The 18,042-nt window shown below is 57.8% G+C and carries 11 protein-coding genes and 4 pseudogenes; 4 read left to right on the forward strand and 11 right to left on the reverse strand.

Annotated features, from left to right (window positions below; translation table 11 throughout):
- Nucleotides 1–376: 376 nt before the first annotated feature.
- A pseudogene (locus tag EH209_RS22095) lies at nucleotides 377–824 on the forward strand (hypothetical protein); the annotation flags it as partial.
- 192 nt (nucleotides 825–1,016) lie between these two features.
- Here EH209_RS22095 and EH209_RS22100 read toward each other — a convergent pair.
- The 10 genes and pseudogenes from EH209_RS22100 to EH209_RS22145 form a co-directional block, all read right to left on the reverse strand.
- Nucleotides 1,017–1,652, reverse strand: a pseudogene (locus tag EH209_RS22100) (IS6 family transposase).
- 140 nt (nucleotides 1,653–1,792) lie between these two features.
- Nucleotides 1,793–3,637 (reverse strand): molybdopterin oxidoreductase family protein, encoded by a 1,845-nt coding sequence (locus EH209_RS22105; RefSeq protein ID WP_249038888.1) that lies wholly within the window; start codon nucleotides 3,635–3,637, stop codon nucleotides 1,793–1,795.
- 114 nt (nucleotides 3,638–3,751) lie between these two features.
- Nucleotides 3,752–4,492, reverse strand: coding sequence for a DUF1641 domain-containing protein (locus tag EH209_RS22110; RefSeq protein WP_126664970.1), 741 nt, complete (start codon nucleotides 4,490–4,492; stop codon nucleotides 3,752–3,754).
- 1 nt (nucleotide 4,493) lies between these two features.
- Nucleotides 4,494–6,728, reverse strand: a complete 2,235-nt coding sequence (gene fdhF / locus EH209_RS22115) for a formate dehydrogenase subunit alpha (protein ID WP_394343714.1) — start codon at nucleotides 6,726–6,728, stop codon at nucleotides 4,494–4,496.
- Between the two features lie 29 nt (nucleotides 6,729–6,757).
- Nucleotides 6,758–7,720, reverse strand: a complete 963-nt coding sequence (locus EH209_RS22120; RefSeq protein WP_126664972.1) for a 2Fe-2S iron-sulfur cluster-binding protein — start codon at nucleotides 7,718–7,720, stop codon at nucleotides 6,758–6,760.
- 3 nt (nucleotides 7,721–7,723) lie between these two features.
- Complete coding sequence (locus tag EH209_RS22125) at nucleotides 7,724–9,211, reverse strand: NADH-ubiquinone oxidoreductase-F iron-sulfur binding region domain-containing protein (protein WP_126664973.1); 1,488 nt, start codon at nucleotides 9,209–9,211, stop codon at nucleotides 7,724–7,726.
- Between the two features lie 248 nt (nucleotides 9,212–9,459).
- A pseudogene (locus tag EH209_RS25210) lies at nucleotides 9,460–9,831 on the reverse strand (DDE-type integrase/transposase/recombinase); the annotation flags it as partial.
- A 110-nt stretch (nucleotides 9,832–9,941) separates the two neighbouring features.
- Nucleotides 9,942–10,165 (reverse strand): annotated as a pseudogene (locus EH209_RS25215) (IS6 family transposase); the annotation flags it as partial.
- Nucleotides 10,166–10,239: 74 nt separating this feature from the next.
- On the reverse strand, nucleotides 10,240–11,877 hold the full coding sequence (locus EH209_RS22140) for a BCCT family transporter (protein WP_126664974.1): 1,638 nt from the start codon (nucleotides 11,875–11,877) through the stop codon (nucleotides 10,240–10,242).
- Between the two features lie 75 nt (nucleotides 11,878–11,952).
- Complete coding sequence (locus EH209_RS22145; protein ID WP_126664975.1) at nucleotides 11,953–12,651, reverse strand: HalOD1 output domain-containing protein; 699 nt, start codon at nucleotides 12,649–12,651, stop codon at nucleotides 11,953–11,955.
- A 798-nt stretch (nucleotides 12,652–13,449) separates the two neighbouring features.
- Here EH209_RS22145 and EH209_RS22150 point away from each other — a divergent pair.
- Nucleotides 13,450–15,078 carry a BCCT family transporter gene (locus EH209_RS22150; RefSeq protein WP_126664976.1) on the forward strand — a complete coding sequence of 543 codons (1,629 nt, stop codon included), beginning with the start codon at nucleotides 13,450–13,452 and terminating at the stop codon, nucleotides 15,076–15,078.
- Between the two features lie 495 nt (nucleotides 15,079–15,573).
- On the opposite strand, the gene EH209_RS22155 is transcribed toward EH209_RS22150, so the two are convergent.
- Nucleotides 15,574–16,824, reverse strand: a complete 1,251-nt coding sequence (locus EH209_RS22155; RefSeq protein ID WP_126664977.1) for a serine hydroxymethyltransferase — start codon at nucleotides 16,822–16,824, stop codon at nucleotides 15,574–15,576.
- A 138-nt stretch (nucleotides 16,825–16,962) separates the two neighbouring features.
- On the opposite strand from EH209_RS22155, the gene EH209_RS22160 reads away from it, so the two are divergent.
- Both EH209_RS22160 and EH209_RS24300 read left to right on the forward strand, forming a co-directional pair.
- A complete protein-coding gene (locus tag EH209_RS22160) occupies nucleotides 16,963–17,343 on the forward strand; it encodes a Rid family detoxifying hydrolase (RefSeq protein ID WP_126664978.1) in 381 nt (126 codons plus the stop codon).
- A 169-nt stretch (nucleotides 17,344–17,512) separates the two neighbouring features.
- Complete coding sequence (locus EH209_RS24300; RefSeq protein WP_164722107.1) at nucleotides 17,513–17,674, forward strand: hypothetical protein; 162 nt, start codon at nucleotides 17,513–17,515, stop codon at nucleotides 17,672–17,674.
- The last annotated feature ends 368 nt before the right edge of the window (nucleotides 17,675–18,042 follow it).

Consider the following 18,042-nt stretch of genomic DNA (forward strand, 5'->3'; position numbering starts at 1 on the left):
GAGCACCCAGTTGCGGAGACGGCTCTTGAAAGCCCTCGGCCGCCCGGCCTCCCGCGACCGCGCGAGACGCAATCTCGCTGATCCTCATTCGCTTCGCTCGCGAGGACGCCGCTGCGCTCTTCGTTCCTGGGTGCTTGTGGGTCGGGGATGACCGAGACGGCCTTGCCCTTTCTAAGTCCACGAGGATAGTGGCTACTTTGCCGAGCGCTGTAGCCGGATAACCCGCAGTGCGCAACGACCCGTCCTGCTCGTCGCTTCCGCTCCGCGTCGCACATGGATCCCGATGGTCGCCGTTTCGCGACCGCCCATTCCGGGCGGATCCGTGAGATCCACTCTAGAAACAATCCGAGCAGCAAGGTCGTTAGGATCGATGAACATCGCGGACGCGAGCGAGGACCGGATCCACGGCGTCACTCTCGAGCAGGAAGAGCGCATCAAGGCCAGAGAGGAAGAACTCGAGCGGATCAGTGTCCAGGCCGAGTTCGGAGAGCAGACGGGGCGAGCGTGGCGCACGCGAAACAAAATCGAGAAGATGCGTCGTGACGATCGGACGCTTCGAGGAGATCGATCGCGGCGAGGTCACCGTCGAGGGCCGTATCGTCGAGGTGTGGGACTCTGCAAGTCCGGCGATTCAACAGGTCAGGCTGATCGAAGACGAGACGGGGCGAACGAAGTTCACGGTCTGGACGAAGAGCAAGCAACCGACGGTCAACGGCGGTCAGCGGGTACGATTCAGGGCCGCGGCGAAGAACTGGTACAACGGTCGGTGCTCGATTGCACTGATGCGCTGGTCCGAAGTCGTCGCCCCGGAATGCGGCCAGTGGTGCTGTTTTGCTGGCCTTGTCCGAGTATGGCCAAACCACGTTTTTCAAGATAACGTCGATAACCTGTCTTCCTCGGAGTAACTTCAGTTGAGCAGGGACAGAATTCAGTTTAACTCGAACTCTCCCTTGTTTCCTGCGAACTCTGAAGAAGCGGAGCCGTAGAAAAATTCTCCCTATAGGGCACGGCATTGTTCAGATTAGCTGGTTCCAGCAGTATGCGTAGCTCTGTAACAATGTTTCAGCGGTTGCTGGATCAGCGTTTCTGAAATAGTTTCCAAACTGTGAAGTACGTCGTTTTATCTCTTGGAAAAGATGTTCGATGGCGTTTCGATTTCCATGTTTCTCGTATCGCAATCGGAGCCCGAGCTGATGGAGTGCTGCTTTGAGCCACGGTGTGGAATCGACGAGAAACACGGCGTCTTCGACATCGTGTTTCTCGTCGAGTTCACGGAGAAACATCTCGGTAAGTGTGGTTATACGCGTTGGATGGTGTCTGACGTGGCGGTATTCGTTTGTCTCGGGATCGACAGCAGCGTACAGCCAGTAGCGTCCATCGGTGAGTTGGATCACAGTTTCGTCGACCGCAACGTGATCCGGCTGTTTTCCAGTTGTTGGCTGTAGATCGGCTTTCTGCACCCAATTATGAACCGTCGATCTCATCCGGTTACTACTGAAAATCTATAACACAGAAACAGTATCCGACAATGATGATTCTGCCAGATGGAGCTGGATACGCAATCGCATCAGCTCGCGCGGTGTCGACTCACGCTCCACAAAACCTAACTGGATCTCGGTGCTAGATTCACTGAGGCGGTCGAATTCGGGTATGGGTACCTAGAATCCACCGCCTCGCTCCTTCAAACTCCAATCTGAACAGCGCCCCGTGCACCGGACTGCTTTCTACCGGGTTCACTTATATAGACAGTGTCGTGTAACGACACCGGATACTGACGTATGAGTACATATTTCTAGGGCTTCTCCTTCTCGGAAATTGACTCAACTGTGATGGCGCTTGTGCCACGACGAACGAGGGGATCCGCAACTCGGGCTGACAAGTATACCGTCGTGCACCGAACATTCTCGTCCAACTCGACTTTGGCCTTGATAGTCTTTTTTTCATTCGAGATTGCAACGAGATCCTGTTCTTCGATATCTCGATCGTGAGCGTCTTCTGGATGCATTCTGAGTCGGCGTTTCGTTTCGCTATCATCCCCCTGTGTCTCTCCGACCCGTCCGCCGGCGATCAAGGAGAGTCCACTTGCGGAATCGAAGGTGAATCTCGAGTGGTCATTACTGAAAACTGCCCGTCCGTCAGACGTTTCGAAGCTGTCGCAGTACAGTGTCGAATCGGAGTCAACTGGCCACTGTCGACCGGATGGTCCAAGCTCGGCGAAAGAAAGCCCCTCATACGTAGGTGCGATACGGGTCAATTCATCGAACACGTCGGCTACCGTTTGGTATTCAAAAGCGTTCGAGTCGGGGAGTAATAGTGCCCCGAGATCACGGAGTATTTCGAAATCCGAGCGGGCCGAACTAGGAGGGAGTGTCGTTGGCGAAACGCGTTGGACCCGTCGTTCGAGATTTGTTCTAGTTCCCCGTTTCTCGAACCCAGCAGCGGCCGGGAGCACAACATCCGCGTTGCTTGCAGTCTCGCTGAGAAACAGGTCAAGGACAACGAGATGGTCGAGTGTGTCGAGCCGATTACGAGTCCAATCGGGATCGCGCTTCGAAATAGCCGGATTCTCGCCGACGACAACCGCTGCGCGGATATCCGTACCGCAGGCCGTAAGCATCTCCCGCATATTCTTCCCAGGGATGGATGGTGGTATCATACCCCACTCCTCAGCGATCCGTTCACGAGCGTCGGTCGCAGTCACCGATTGGTGACCGGGCAGACGATCCGGGACACAGCCGGTATCGGTCGCTCCCTGCTCGTTCGCGAGGCCGCGGAGCACGTACAGTCCGGCACCGGGTCGTCCGATATTCCCAGTGAGAAGGAGAAGATTGAGGAGCGCTTCAGGAGCGTTCGTGCCGTCGCCCTCAATACCTGTTCCGACTAGCGCTGCGACCCCGTCCGCCGTCGTGACGAGTTCCGCGAGGCGATCGATTTGTGCCTCGTCGACACCCGCCGCTGACACTGCTTGCGTTGGAGTAAGACTTTGCAGAGATGCTGCGAACGATTCGAACTGCCGGGTGCGCTCATGGATGAACTCCCGGTCGATGTCGTTTCCGTCGAGAAGCCGACTACTCAACAGGTCGAACACCAGTGCGTCGGTTTCTGGACGAGGAGTTATGTGGATCTCTGCGAGGCGAGTCGTTGCATTCCCGATCGGATCAATGTGGACGAGCGTCGCACCGTTGTTGACTGCCGGCCGGACGAAGCTATTGAACGCGATTGGCTGTCGTTTCGCGGGATTAGCCCCTGCGATTATAATTACGTCGGCGTCGCTCAGTTCAGCGAGCCCGTTCGTTGATGCTGGCCATCCAACGCGGGCCTCGAGACATCGAGTCGTCGATTCGTGGCAGAGTCGGGCCCGATTATCGATGTTGTTCGTTCCAAGCATCCGTGCCAGCTTTTGGAGGAGATAATTCTCTTCGTTGGTACAGTGTGGCGCACCGAAGAACCCCATTGCGTCGGGGCTGTACCGGTCGAGCGTAGCTTCGATTCCGTCGACGATCCGTTCATAGGCTTCGCCCCACGACGCTGGCCGAAGTTCTCCCTCATCTCGGAGTAGTGGTTGCGTAAGCCGATCTTCCGCGTCGACATCAAGTGCGCCGATGCCCTTTCGGCAGAGCCGACCGTTCGGATTCATTGGACCCGAAACACCGTCAGCACGCGATCCGTCACCGGCTTCCAACCGACAGCCGACCGCACAGAGTGGACAGACTGTCGAGTGGTCGAGAGCGTCGTCGTTGGTTGTCACTGTTCAGGATCGGTCTCTAATGCGCCGTCCTTTGGCCTTCAGGAAGCTGACGAGGTATCCGAGGCCGAACCGAATGTCCCGATTTAACAGCGCCGACAATGTCCCCATCAGGCCAATCGGCTCGGAATCCCGCTGGGCATCGCCGATCGCGCCGAAGAACTCGTTCATACCGCGGGCGGCATCCTCGTCGATCTCCAGCACCGAGAGCGTCTTTGCCGTCTCGACGAGGTCGTCGAGATGGCCCTCGCGTTGGAGTTCCAGTACAGTCTCGAGGATGGCGACGAGTTCTGACCCGTTGTCTTCGAGCAGTGTCGACAACTCCTCGATTTCTTCGGGTGAGAGCGATTCGGAGACCGAGGCAGCGACGGTCACGAGGTCTTCAAGGTGGCCCTCGCGCTGGAATGTGAGGATGACGTTGAGCGACTCCGAAAGCGTGTCGGCGTTCTCACCTAACTCGTCTGCGAGCTCCGCTGCGCCGTCAGTCGAGAGGCCGTCAGCGGCGGCGACGAGGTTAGCTGCCGAGTCCGTGACGTGGCCGACCTCTTCGTCGTCGGCACTTGCGATCACGAGGATTGCGGTTGTGATCGCGTCCGCGAGTTCGTCGCTTTGCTCGATCGCTGCGGCGATGTCGTCACCGTGGGTTGCGAGGGCGTCCTTAACGGCCGCTTCGCCGTTGCTCTCGGGACGTTCTTTCCGCGCTCCGTTGGTCGCTGACTCGGGGTAGGACGACTGTGGCTTTGCCATCTCAGTCGTCCCCCGTTGTCTCGACCGCTTCAGTTCCAGTTCGGTCGATATCGTCCTCGACGGCCGCGATCCTCACGGCTGAAACCTTAAATTCCGGCGTCGATGCGGCCGGGTCAAGACGGTCTTCGTCGGTCAGACGGTTCACGGCGCTCTCGGCGAAGTGGATCGGAACAAAGAGGTTCTCGGGGCCGACGCGGTCCGTCACCTGCGCGGGGACAGTCGTTTCGCCGCGTCGGGACTCGATCCGAACCGGATCACCGTTCTCTATTCCGTACTCGGTAGCGGTCTTAGGGTTGATTTCGACGAAGTCACTCCGGTTGTACTGCATAATGCCCTCTTCGCGGTGGGTCATCGTTCCGGTGTGATACTGATACAGGACGCGGCCGGTAGTGAGCGTGAACGGATACTCATCGTCCGGCGTCTCCGCAGGTTCGCTGTATCCGACAGCGTGGAGGTTTGCCATTCCGTCCTCGGTCTCAAATTCTTCCGTATAGAGACGCTTTGTACCGGGATGGTCTTCGTCCCAGCATGGCCACTGAAGGCCACCCTCAGCTTCGACGCGCTCGTGAGTGACGCCACCATACAGTGGTGTGAGCGAGTTAATTTCGTCCATAATCTCGGCCGCTGAGTCGTAGTCCCACTCGCGCCCCATTCGGTTTGCGAGGTCTTGGAGAATCTGCCAGTCCGGCCGGGCTTTGCCTTTCGGTTCCATCACCTTGTTGACCTTCTGAACCGTGCGGTCTGTGTTCGTAAACGTCCCCGTCTTCTCGACAAACGAACAAGCGGGGAGAACGACATCGGCGTATTTTGCAGTCTCGGTCATGAAGAGATCTTGGACCACGAGGAAGTCGAGATCCTCGAGAACTTCTTCGGCATGGTTCACCCCGGGCTCTGAGAGCGCTGCGTTCTCACCGATAATATACATCCCACGGACGTGATCGTCGTCAGCTTCGAGGAACATTTGGGTGGTATAGTAGCCGTACTCCGGTGAGATTTCGCAGTCCCAAGCGTCCTCGAACTTGGCACGGACTTCGTCGTCGGCAATGTCCTGATACCCCGGGAAACTGTCCGGGAGCGGTCCCATATCGCCGCCCCCACCTTGGACGTTATTCTGACCGCGGAACGGCGAGACTCCCGCACCGGGCGTTCCGAGATTGCCAGTGATCGCTGCGAGGTTTGCCATCGCCATTACGTTCTCGGTGCCGTGTGAGTGCTCGGTGAGTCCGAGCGTCCACCCGAATATACACCGGTTTGCCTCGGCGATCGTCTCCGCGGCGGAAGCGATCTCTTCGGGGCGGACACCCGTTATCTCCTCAACGCGCTCCGGTGTGAACTCCTGGACTGTCTCCTTGACATCCTCGAAACCAGTGGTCCGTTCCTGAACGAATTCCTCGTCGTAGAGGTCATTGTTGATGATGTAACGCGTAATTCCGTTGATCCAAACGGCGTCGTACCCGGGTTTGATTTGGGTGTACTGCGTTGCGTACTCGGCGATCTGGATCTCCCGCGGATCGAACACGATCAAATCGCCACCGTCTCTCACGTTCTGTTTGATCCGCGTTGCGAGGACGGGGTGGGCCTCGGTGGTGTTCGACCCAGTCAGCAGGATGCAGTCGGCGAGTTCGAGATCGTCAGTGCTGATTGACGCTGCCCCGTATCCATAGGTTTTCGCCAGCCCAGCGACCGTCGAGGAGTGACACAAGCGATTGCAGTTGTCGACACTATTGGTGCCGAGCACCTGTCGGGCAAACTTGCCCATCAGGTAGTTATCCTCGTTCGTCGCCTTCGAGGAGGCGATAACCGACAGTGTCTCGCCGCCGTGTTCATCGCGGATACTGCCGAGTTCTTCGGCGACCCTCGAGAGCGCTACGTCCCACGTCGCATCGCGGAACTCGCCGGATTCGTCACGGACCAGTGGCGCGGTCAGCCGGTCGTCGGAGTTTACGAAATCGTAGCTAAACTTCCCTTTCACGCACGTCGAGATTCCGTTGACGGGTGCGTCCTCCTCGTCGGTCGGACGCGCTGCGAGGACCGCTTCGCCGTCGGTGTAGAGATCAAACCGACAACCGACCGCACAGTAGCCACAGGTGGTGTCTTCGACGTTCAGTTCTTCCAGCCGTTTGTCACCGATCGACTGCGCGATCTCGAACAGTTTGCCTTCGGGAAGTGTCTCGGCGGCGACACCCTCGGCGACGTGTTCAACGTTCTCTATTGCCTGGTTCTTAGCTTGCTGCATATATCCCGCGACACCGTCGAGGTCATCGTTCACAACCAGTCACCTCCGCTCTGGTCGTCGTCCCATGTATCACTCGATATTCCGTCATCACTCGGAGAGTCGGTCATTTCAGTCGTGGGTGTCTCGAGCGTGTGTTCGGTGCGCTTCTTCGGCGTCATCGGTCCCTTTGACGTTCCAGTGCTCTCGTCGGTCTTCCCAACGCTGTTCTTCTGTGTGAAGCCGGGGAGGGGGATCGTCGTTGCGTCCTCGATCCCTTTCTCAACGAGTGAGCCAGTCGGACAGACGGTCACGCAGTGTCCACATGAGACACAGGTTGACTCCTCCATCGTCTCTGCGTCGCTCTGGAACCCGATTCGGGTGTCTTGTCCAGAGCCCTCCATGCGGAGGACACCTTCGACCTGCACATCGTTGCAAGCTTCGACACAGCGGTTACAGAGGATGCACTTGTTGCGGTCGATCTGGATGAACGACGAGGAGTCGTCGATCGGCTCGTATTCGTCGCGGTCGTCAAGGACGCCGTATCGTGGTTCTTCGACGTCTTGTTCGATAGCCGCGTCCTGCAGTTCACACCGCCCGTTCTTCCCACAGGTTGTACATCGAAGGTTGTGATCTGACAGGACGAGATCGAGGTTAACGTCTCGAGCTTCGGCAGCATCGGCTGCGCCGGTCTGAACGGTGAGGCCGTCCTTGGCCGGGAAGCTACACGCCGGTACGACGCCGTGTTCGTCAGTCCCAACCATACAAGTTCGGCATTCACTTCGTGGACCGATCTCTTGGCGGTCGTAGCTACATAATGCTGGAACGGAATCGTCAGTCTCGACTGCCTCGATCGCATCTAGCAGCGTTGCACCGGCCGCCACGTCGATGGTGGCTCCGTCGACGGTCACGGTCGCCACGTCGGTACTCCCAACTGGGGGATCCGTCGCCGTTCCGGGCGCGATTTCCTCTGTCAGCGGCGGTGCATCGATCTGTTGTGGGTTTTCCGAACTCATAGGTTAGGCCTCCAGTGGCTCGAGACAGGTCCCCGCGGGACAGCGACCCTCCGCGTGCGCCTTGAACTCCGATGTGAACGCTTCGATGGCGGTCCGGACGGGTCGACCTGCCCGCTCACCGAACACGCAGATGCTGGAACTAGCCATCACACGATCCAGTTCCGCAATGGCTTGAGCGTCGAACTCGCCGTCGTAGACGTTCCGAAGCAACGACGCCAACTGCGCCGTTCCCTCCCGACATGGCACGCATCGGCCGCAGTTCTCCTCGGCGGCGAAGCTTGCACGCTGGCCGACGAACTCGACCAGACACCGGGCGTCAGAGAGGACATCGACGATTCCATCGGTTCCGAGGTCGGCGTTATTGAGAGCTTCTACTCCAATCCCGACATCAAGATCACGGGTGATCCCGCCGAATCGGCCGCCGACGCAAGCGGCCTTGAACGATCCATCAACACCGACAGTATCGACTAGTTCCGACAGCTTCTGTGTCTCCGAGAGTTCGACCGTCGCGACGGAATCGACATCGCCACGGACGGTCATCACGCGCGTTTGTTCGTCAATGCCCTCGCGCAGACCCACGGCGAGGTGTGCAAGCGTCCGCGGCGTATGAACGAGCGTCGGCCGACCGTCGAGCCCTACGCGTTCAGGTCCTGGAGGCCGGAGACGAGCCTCCAGTCGGTGGTTCCCTTCTATGGCTTCGATCGCCATCGTCGGCTCGGCTGCCCGGTACTCCTCGGGACCGGTGACGACCTCCATCGGGGCTGCGGGATCCGGGTAGGTGTCGACTGCTGAACTAACTGTCTTGACCGCATTATCGTCCTCCGACGACGCGTAGACGATGATTCGGTCGGCGGCGACGGTGCTCGCAAGAACCGACGCGCCGTCAAGGACCTCGAACGGCGCGCTGGAAAGCAAAAGCGTGTCAGCGGGTGATCCGTGTCCATTCACCACGACAACCGGATCGCCATCTGTCGCGCGGGCTGTTCGCCACGTCTCGGCGAGGGGGTCGTCCTGACACAGATCACCCCACCCGCGACCGTTCAGGGAGTTGCCGACCGTCAATACCGTTTCCGCATCACTCGGAGCGAATCCGCCGGCGGCCTTGTGGTCTGCGACGCTCGTCGGACGTCGCCAGCTGCATGCCCCGAGCACGCGTCGATCGCCAGCTCGCAGTCCCGGTAACGGTGCGGTCGGCAACCGGTTTCGATCCGGGGCGTGCGAAACGACGGCATCTGGGTCTGCACCATCGACATCCCCAGTTTCCTCGACGCTCGCTGTGATCGACTCGAGATCGGCCGTCGAACAGTGTGTGTAAAGCGCAGTCCGGCCCGCGGCAGTTACTGCGATAAGCGGTTCGAGTGCGGGCACTCCCGTTGGGCCGACGTTGACGATTGGACCGTCGAAGCCAGCGGTGGACAGAGAGGGGTCTCTGTCTGGATCGCCGGCAGCGACCCGGATAACTAGATGATCGCCTGTTGTGATGGCCGTCATTTGCTTTGTTCTCGGTTGCCCATTGTCGTTCTGTATGATAAATCACTGGGGTGCGAGGAGTTTTTGTTAACTATTTCTGGTTTCTCTCTCCAACATAGAACATAAATAGTTTGGATATTGTAACTGGTATCGGTAACCGCGTGAGATGGATTATTATCTGGGTGCGTAGACACTGACTAGTTTAGCACCTCCATTGACATCTGTTACTTGAGTTATTGGTACGGTTGTTGTGTGTTGTAGTGTACAAACTATTCAAGGCATTCTCTGACGCTCACACGACCGTCCACCCACGAGTTATGAAAGCGGTCAACCCGAACCTTGACGGTTTGCACCCACTTTTCGATCAGATTCCTCTCGACATAACCGAGTTGACCGCTCAATCCTACTCGAGAGAGGACAGTCAGATAGCCGTAGCCATCGACGAGAAACACCATCTCGAAGAGATCGCGTTTCTCGATCAATCGATGCAGGAACGCAGCGGCTGAATCGGTGCCTCGCTGTCCGAACACTGCGACATCAAGAATTAGTCGCGAATCTATGTCTATTGCATCGTATACCGAAGACCAGTTGCCGGTAATCTTGACAGTGGTTCCATCAATGGCGACCTGCGACAGCGAAGCCGTCCGCAGAATGCTTCGCGTTCTGCTATCGAGGCGAATTTTCGATTCGCCGACCATTGGAGCGCAAAGCGCTCCAAGCGGCCACACGCGAGCTTCACTCTCGTGGACATCGGCGGGTCGCGTCCGCTGTCAGCCAGCCGATGAACCCCGTTCCAAACTGCTCCGTGAGAGCATTCAACGCCTAATTCAGCGAGAATCGTCGTTGTCTCTCGAAGCGAACAACCGGTCTGATGGAGGCGGACGGCGAACACCCTGATGCAACCGCCGTCCACTCGTTCTCCCAAGATTCTCCTAAATCCGTCTCATAGCTCGCAATGAGCAGGTCTGCGAGCATTGGTCTAAACAAACTCTGTGACCTGCTCTCTCCAGCGGTTCCTCAAGCACGGATCGTCTTCGCCCAGCGGAGTGTCAGTCTTTGCGCTGTGACTCCTCGTGGGATTTCGGTGACTCCTCGTAGGGTTCCAGCCTGGACGACTCTTTGTCCGTCGCAGAACGTTCGAATATCGGCGCGACTTTCCGAAATTCGATGCTTGTGGCGACGATAGCGAGCATCGCAATCGCGACGAACGGAAGTCCCGAAAGAATTGCTAACGATCGCAGTGCCGGGACCCCCCCTCCAACGATGAGTAGCGACGCAAGAATGCCCGTCAGTGTTCCCCAGATGATGCGGTTGAGACTAGACGGCGATTCTTTCCCACCGGTCGTTAACATCCCAAGTGCAAGCGTCGAGGAGTCTGCGGACGTGAGAAAGAACGTGGTGATAAGAACCGGGAACAGACCTCCCAGTAGCGGTCCCAGAGGTAGTGCATTAAATATCGGAAATCCGGAGATGGCGATGCCGTGTGCTGAAATCTCTTCGAGCAGGTTGGCGCGCCCAGAGCGTTGGAGCCAGATAGCTGTACCGCCCATCGTGTAGAACCAGGGGAGCGTCCCTGCTGTTGCCCCGAAGATGGTTGCGGCAGCCACTTCACGTACGGTTCGCCCGCGAGAGATGCGCGCGACGAACAGGCCGCCGAACGGCGCCCACGAGAACACCCATGCCCAGTAGAACACAGTCCAGGAGCCGATCCATCCGTTGCCCTCTCCCATTCCGGTGTACAGGCTCATCTCGAAGAAGTCATCGAGATACCCTCCTGTCGCTTGTACTCCTAAATTTATTATAAAGTTAGTCGGCCCTACGAGAAACGTGAGCACCCCCAGAATCGAAAATAGGATAACATTAAACAGCGATAATCGTCGAATCCCTCGTTCGATGCCCAAGACTGCCGAGAGCGTAAAAACGACCGTTAACCCGGAGATGAGTAGGATCGTTTCCGTATTTCCAAATGTTATCCCGGTGGTGTATTGAACGCCGCTTAGGAGCTGGCTCCCGATGAACCCCAGCGTCGTCGTGATCCCACCGATAGTGACAAGCACCGCAAAGATATCAAGTAGTTTTCCCCAGACGTTGTCGAGTCCGTCAATGCCGACGAAAGGCACGAGAAGCGTCGATATCCGCAACGGCGCGTCGTGCCTGTACGAGAGGAACGCGATCGGGATCCCGATTATCGTGTAGGGTATTAGATAGTAAATTCCCCAATGAAAGAGCGTGTATTGGACCGCTCCTGTCGCCGCTGCAGGCATCTGCGACTCCGCATCGATCAGCGGCGGAACCGTGTCGTAGTGGAAGATCGCCTCTGCTGGGCCCCAGAACACGATGCCCGCCGCGATGCCTGCCGAGAACATCATCGCGAAGAATTCAAAGAGTGTGAACTCCGGGTCCTCTGCCGGCTTTCCCAGCGTAATGTCTCTCCACTTCCCGAACAATAGGAAGAGAACAAACAGTAGCATGAGAAACATGGTGACGACGTAGACCCATGTGTAGTTGTATCTAATATGATCCGTAACCGCAAGAACCGCTCCTACCGACAATTGAGGATACGTGAGAAAGGTTACTATGGCTGTAAGAGAGAGGACAAACCCTGCGACAAAAACTGTCGTGTCGAGCTCGTCAACGAATCTCGATACGCTCGATTTTCCCTCCCTGATGCTATCTTTTGATCTCATATTTAATTACTTTCGACAATTATCGTAGATTCTGAGCTAAACGATACGAGTAGTAGATAGTCTGTGCAGTGGGTTCTAGCGAGGTGCGGTTAGCGGTGGTTCTGAATTCCAGGCGGCGCGAACAACGTCAGTTACATTGGAATTCGGGGTGCTCTCACGGATAGAGATCTTCCCACGCTCGTCGACAGTTATTCGATGGTCCGAGTGGACGAACTCCAAGGAAACAGGGGAGGGTTCGTCTCGCTCGTCAGCATAGTCACCGAGTATACTGAGGACTTTTGGATCAATACTCTCGTAGAGCGGGGTAATTTCCGTAGGTCGAGTGCCTTTGATTGCGGCGAGAGCCTTGACGAGCCTGACTGTGAGAGAGTGATCGGCCTCGAAGTCGTGATGACAGGTGAATTTTCCTGACGACTCCTCGAGCAAGCTACTCTCGCTGGACGGGCGGATGAAAGAGAGGGCCGAAGAACTGGTCTCGTCTCGGCTCAAGACTATTTTCCCCGTCCCGTCGACGGTTATCTGGTACCCCTCGTGGGAGAAGGTGAGGCTCACCGGTGGTGATCCGTCGCTCGCGTCTGCACACTTTGAGAATGAATTGAGTAGCTTCGGCTCGATACTACCGTATAGCGGATCGATATCGGTCGGGGAGCGGTTTTCGGCGCTCGCTATCGCATTGATGACCGATACTAACAGCTCTTCTTCACTGTCAAAATCGTGATGGAATGTACTGCAATCGTGATAGAATGTGTTTTTTATCCTTCTCAAATTCATCATTACGTGGTTCAGAGAACGACTGAGGAGAAAATACTTTTGTATACTTCCTAACATTTTTAGTTTATCAACTTATAACTTAGGCTATAATAAAAGATCATGATATTAAACTAAGACTTCCAAAGTCTGTCTTGTAACTCGATGTTACGTGTCTTCAGGGGACGTTCGCATGTGAGAAAATTGATGTTTTGATATTATTAACAAGACGACATATTCTTGTTAGGGATGCTCCCAAGAAAAAGTCGGTAGCTTGACCAATCGAGTGACACCGAGACTCACTATCTCGTGAGATCCAGTCCAGGCTACGACAGCGCCGATAGAGATCAAAGATCAGACCACCTATCCTGGAGAGTTCGTCAGAGGTAGGTGCGCCAAGACTTGCGCGTAACCAGTTCCCGGGTGAGACGAAACAGATCTCCGAAATTATCGCGAACCCTTCCGGATCGAAACGAGCGGTGCCGAACACGCTGAGTCCACCATTTGGGCGATCGGATCCAGGGGAGACACGGTCGAAGATGTGAACCGAAAGTGGGAGTGAACGTACAATTAGTGGACGGCCCACCGCGAAAAGGGACGCCCTCCTAATTTTTGACAGAATATGTTTGATAATAACAGCTCCGGTGGGTTTATATCTCATCACGGAACGTTAGGAGATAGGATAGTCGTATGCTAACTCGAGACACGAGAGCCGCGCAAGCGGAGAGAACAGGAGTCGAGGACGTGCGAGGGGAGAACAGTGTCGCGAGATCGTTCGAGTTCACGTCGACGCGCACAGCGCACGACCGGGACAACTGACTTCGTATGGGTGACTCTAATCCAGACGGTCGCTTCGCTCGGTTCGCGAACGAGCTTGACGTTCCCGTGTTTCTCGTCGGGTTCCTCACAGCGCTGGTAGCAGTCGTCGCCTTCGCTCTGATGCCGGACGCCGCAGCCAGCGCCGTCAAGCGTGTGAACTCGTTAGTGGAGGAAAAAGTCGGCTGGATGTACCTCCTCGCGATGTTCTTCGTCGTGGCGTTCGCGCTCTTCCTGGTGTTCGGTCCGTGGGGGAACGTCAAGCTCGGCAAGCCGGACGAGGAGCCACAGTACAGTTTCTTGTCGTACTTCGCGATGCTGTACTCGGCCGGAATCGGTGCAGGGATCGTGTTCTGGGGCCCAGCAGAGGCGATCTTCCACTACGACACGGTTCCGCCACTCGTCGGCGCCGAGTCCCAGACGGCCGACGCAGCGGTCGGTGCCGTCCAGTACACGTTCTTTCACTGGGGGCTTTCTGCGTGGGCCGCGTACGCTATCATGTCGCTTCCCATAGCGTTCTACACGTACCGGCACGACGCCCCCATGCGCGTCTCGACGGTGCTTACTCCATTCTTGGGCATCGACAACCTGGACAGCGTCTGGGCGAAACTGGTCGACATCCTCGCGGTGTTCGCCACCCTCGGCGGTATCTCGACGACGCTCGGGTTCGTCGGGAGTCAGTTCCTGACCGGTATCGAGTACACTACCGGGGTATCGGTCGGTGACGCCGGGACGATTCTGGCGATCGTCGGCCTGACGATCGCGTTTACGCTGTCAGTGACGGTGGGTATCGAGAAGGGTGTCCGTCGGGTGTCCCGGTTCAACATGGGACTATTCGTGGTAGTCATGCTTCTGACGTTCGTGCTGGGCCCGTCAGCGTACATCATGTCGGTCACGACGGAAGCGCTCGGACAGTATATCAATCAGTTCGTCGCGATGAGTTTCTTCATGAACGCGGGCAACGGTTCGAGCTGGGTCGGCAACTGGACCATCTTCTACTGGGCCTGGTGGTTCTCCTGGACGCCGTTCGTTGGGCTGTTCATCGCCCGCGTTTCGCGGGGCCGTACGATCCGTCAGGTAGTCGTCACCGGCGTCTTGGCGTCGACGGCGGTGACGATCCCCTGGTTCGGGATCATGGGTAGCATCGCGATTTCGGAACAATCGACCAACGCGGCAGATATCCTGGAGGTCATCTCCGAGTACGGCGTCGCCGGCTCCGGGTACCCGCTGTTCGAAGCATTACCCGCCGGCGACGTACTGAACCTCCTTTTCCTGTTGCTGATCACGACGTTCTTCGTCACATCGGCGGACTCCTCGACGCTGGCGCTGGGAATGCTCACGACCGGCGGCGAACTCGAGCCGTCCACGATCAACCGCGTGATCTGGGGCGCTCTGGTCGGGGCACTGGCGTCCCTGCTGATGGTCGTCGGCGGCGTCGACGCGCTTCAGGCGGCGTCGATTATCACCGGCGGTCCCTTCGCCGTCATCACCATCCTCGCGGTGTTGGCGATCAGCTATCCCTGTCACGATATCTACCCGGTGTTCTTCGACACTGATCGTTCGGATTCCGTGTCGGATCAGTCCACGAGACTCGACGCTTCAGGGGGGACAGCAGCTCGAGAGTCGGATGATGATTGATCACCCTCGGACTTGCTGTGCCCCGCTTCTCGCGGTTGCAGCGGGATCCACAGAAGCACGCCTGACGACGAGAGCGGTGGTTCCGAGAGACACAATTGGCCGAAATCGAGAGTAGGCCGTCCGGTCGCGGCGACGGGAACGCATCGGTTCATCAGTGCAGACGACGTCGCCTCAGTTCTCCTTCTCGTTGTACAGCGATCTGTCCTCACTGACGTTGCCGCCTGTTCACCTCACTCCGCTGCCGATGTCGCGGGACACGATAACTGGACTGCACGGCGGCAAACAGTGTCGCGCAGTTCGGTCAGAGCGCCCGTCGATCGAGGCGGCAGGCTCGAGTCATCGTGTACACGATGTGCCCTCGAACGCAGTCCGGAGTCACGATTGGTTGCTGACCGTCTCCTCTCTCGAAAAGACCGACCGTAACGGCGTTACTGGTCGAATCGCGTAAAAAGAGCAGCGCGTACTTGAGGACACTCGAGGGACGATACCCTCCCGCTACCCGTAGATGGGAAACTCCTGGCAAAGGTGTTCGACCGTCGAGGCGGCTCGGTCGTGAACGTCCTCGTCCTCGGGATTGTCGAGCACGTCCACGATGAGGTCGGCGACAGTCTTCATCTCTTTTTCTCCGAATCCCCGGGTCGTGAGCGCCGGCGTGCCGACGCGGATCCCGCTGGTCACCATGGGCGACCGCGTCTCGCCGGGAACGGTGTTCTTGTTGACGATGATGTCGACGTCGGACAGTAGCTCTTCGGCCTCCTCTCCCGTGATGTCAGGGTGGGAGTCGCGGAGGTCAACGAGCATGAGGTGCTTGTCCGTTCCACCGCTCACCAGCGAGAGTCCTCGGTCGTCGAACTCGTCGGCGAGCGTATTCGCGTTAGCGATGGTCTGTACGGCGTAGGACTGGAACGCATCGGTGTTCGCTTCTGCGAACCCTGCGGCCTTGCCGGCCACGCTGTGCATCAGCGGCCCGCCCTGCGCGCCGGGGAACACCGCGGAGTCGACATCGTCCGCGAACTCCTCGTCGCACATGATGATGCCACCGCGGCCGGCGCGGATCGTCTTGTGCGTGCTCCCGGTGACGAACTCCGCGTGTTCGACTGGCGACTCGTGAACGCCGGCCGCAATGAGGCCGGTCACGTGGGCGATGTCCGCGAGGTGGTAGGCGTCGACCGCATCCGAGATTTTGCCGATACGGTCGTACTCGAACTCGCGGGGATACGCCGAGGAGCCGCTAACGATGATGTCCGGGTCGAACTCGCGCGCAAGGCTCTCGAGTTCGTCGTAATCGATGTACCCCGTCTCGGGATCGACCTCGTACTGTTCGACGTCGTAGAGCTGTCCCGAGAAGTTGACGTTGTGGCCGTGCGAGAGGTGTCCACCGTGCGAGAGTGACAGCGACAGTATCTTGTCACCCGGTTCGAGCACGGAGAAGTACACGCCCATGTTGGCCTGCGTGCCGCTGTGGGGTTGCACGTTGGCGTGGTCGACTCCGAACAGTTCCTTCGCGCGTTCGATAGCGAGTTCCTCCACCGTATCGACGTGTTGGCAGCCACCGTAGTATCTCCCGCCGGGGTATCCCTCGGCGTACTTGTTCGTGAGGACGCTCCCCTGTGCTTCGAGCACAGCTTTCGAGACGTGATTCTCGGAGGCGATCATCCCCAGCGTCGATTCCTGCCGCTCACGCTCGAGGTCGATGGCCTCGGCCGTATTCGGATCTATCTGCTCGAGCGATTGTTTGAACGCCATATCTAGACGTCGATTATGGACGGTAAGTATCTTGCGTGCAGCGGATATTCAACCTCAAGAAATAATATCTCTGACGTTATATGCTGGTAAACCCGCACACTACCTGCCTTTAAGATAGAGGAGCGGATATCGGTGTCTATGAAGCGTGCAATCAGTACCGACGATGCTCCGGCAGCCGTAGGCGCGTACAGCCAGGCAACGACGAACGGTGAGATGCTTTTCACTGCGGGTCAGCTTCCGCTCACAACCGACGGCGAACTCCTCGACGATGCGCCGGTCGACGAACAGACTCGACAGTGTCTCGAAAACGTCAGCGCGATCCTCCAGTCCGAAGGGGGATCGATGGACGACGTCCTCAAGACGACCGTGTTCCTCGACGATATCGACGACTTCGACGAGTTCAACCAGGCGTACAGCGAGTTCTTCGACGAAGAGCCGCCCGCCAGAAGCGCCGTCGAGGTCGGCCGCGTTCCCAAAGGCGCCGCAGTCGAAATCGAGGCGCTCGCGGTAACCGAGTAGTCTCAGTCGGCCACGAGGAACCGATCGTCCACAGCGTGACGTGTTCGCACGGATGCCGTCTAACGGCGTTCTGCCAGTGAGGCTATGACCGGGTTGACGACTCCGGGACAGTCGGCCGTTGCTCGGTTTTACCGATACGCCTTTTCCGTCCGGCGTGGTATGGTCGTCCATGTGCCAATACTGTAGCTACCGGTACCACGACGGCTGGACGCAGTTATTACAGTACGACGACGTGTACCAGAACACCATCAGTACGGAGTCGGAGGCGACGTACGGGTTCCACGAATCGTGGGACGAACTTCGAGAGGAAGTCGGCTACGGCGCGTCCTGATGGGGCCAACTCGGCTGAGGTTTTCGCAGGCGAGACCCGCACCCGATCGAAGCTAGTTCCGGTCGGGCCGCTTCGTCGGTCGGAGACCGATCTAGCCCGTTAGCACTGGCCGCGGGCGACTGCTGTGCGCGACCTATCGCAGTCGACGGCGAACAACGATCGTTCCGGAGCACTCGGTTTTCCGTAATAAGCGCCAGACGGAGTCTTGCGGACCGTGCGAACGGGGACAAGCCGCCGTGAACAAATGACAGATATCGCCGATGGTGTGACCCTCCCCCTTGTCTCCGAGACAATCGACCGGAGAACCGTCTCCTCGATGACGCGAACTTTCGGACGCACGTAGCAATCTACGTGATCGGTCCGGTCGC

Source organism: Haloterrigena salifodinae (genome assembly GCF_003977755.1).
GTDB lineage: Archaea > Halobacteriota > Halobacteria > Halobacteriales > Natrialbaceae > Haloterrigena > Haloterrigena salifodinae.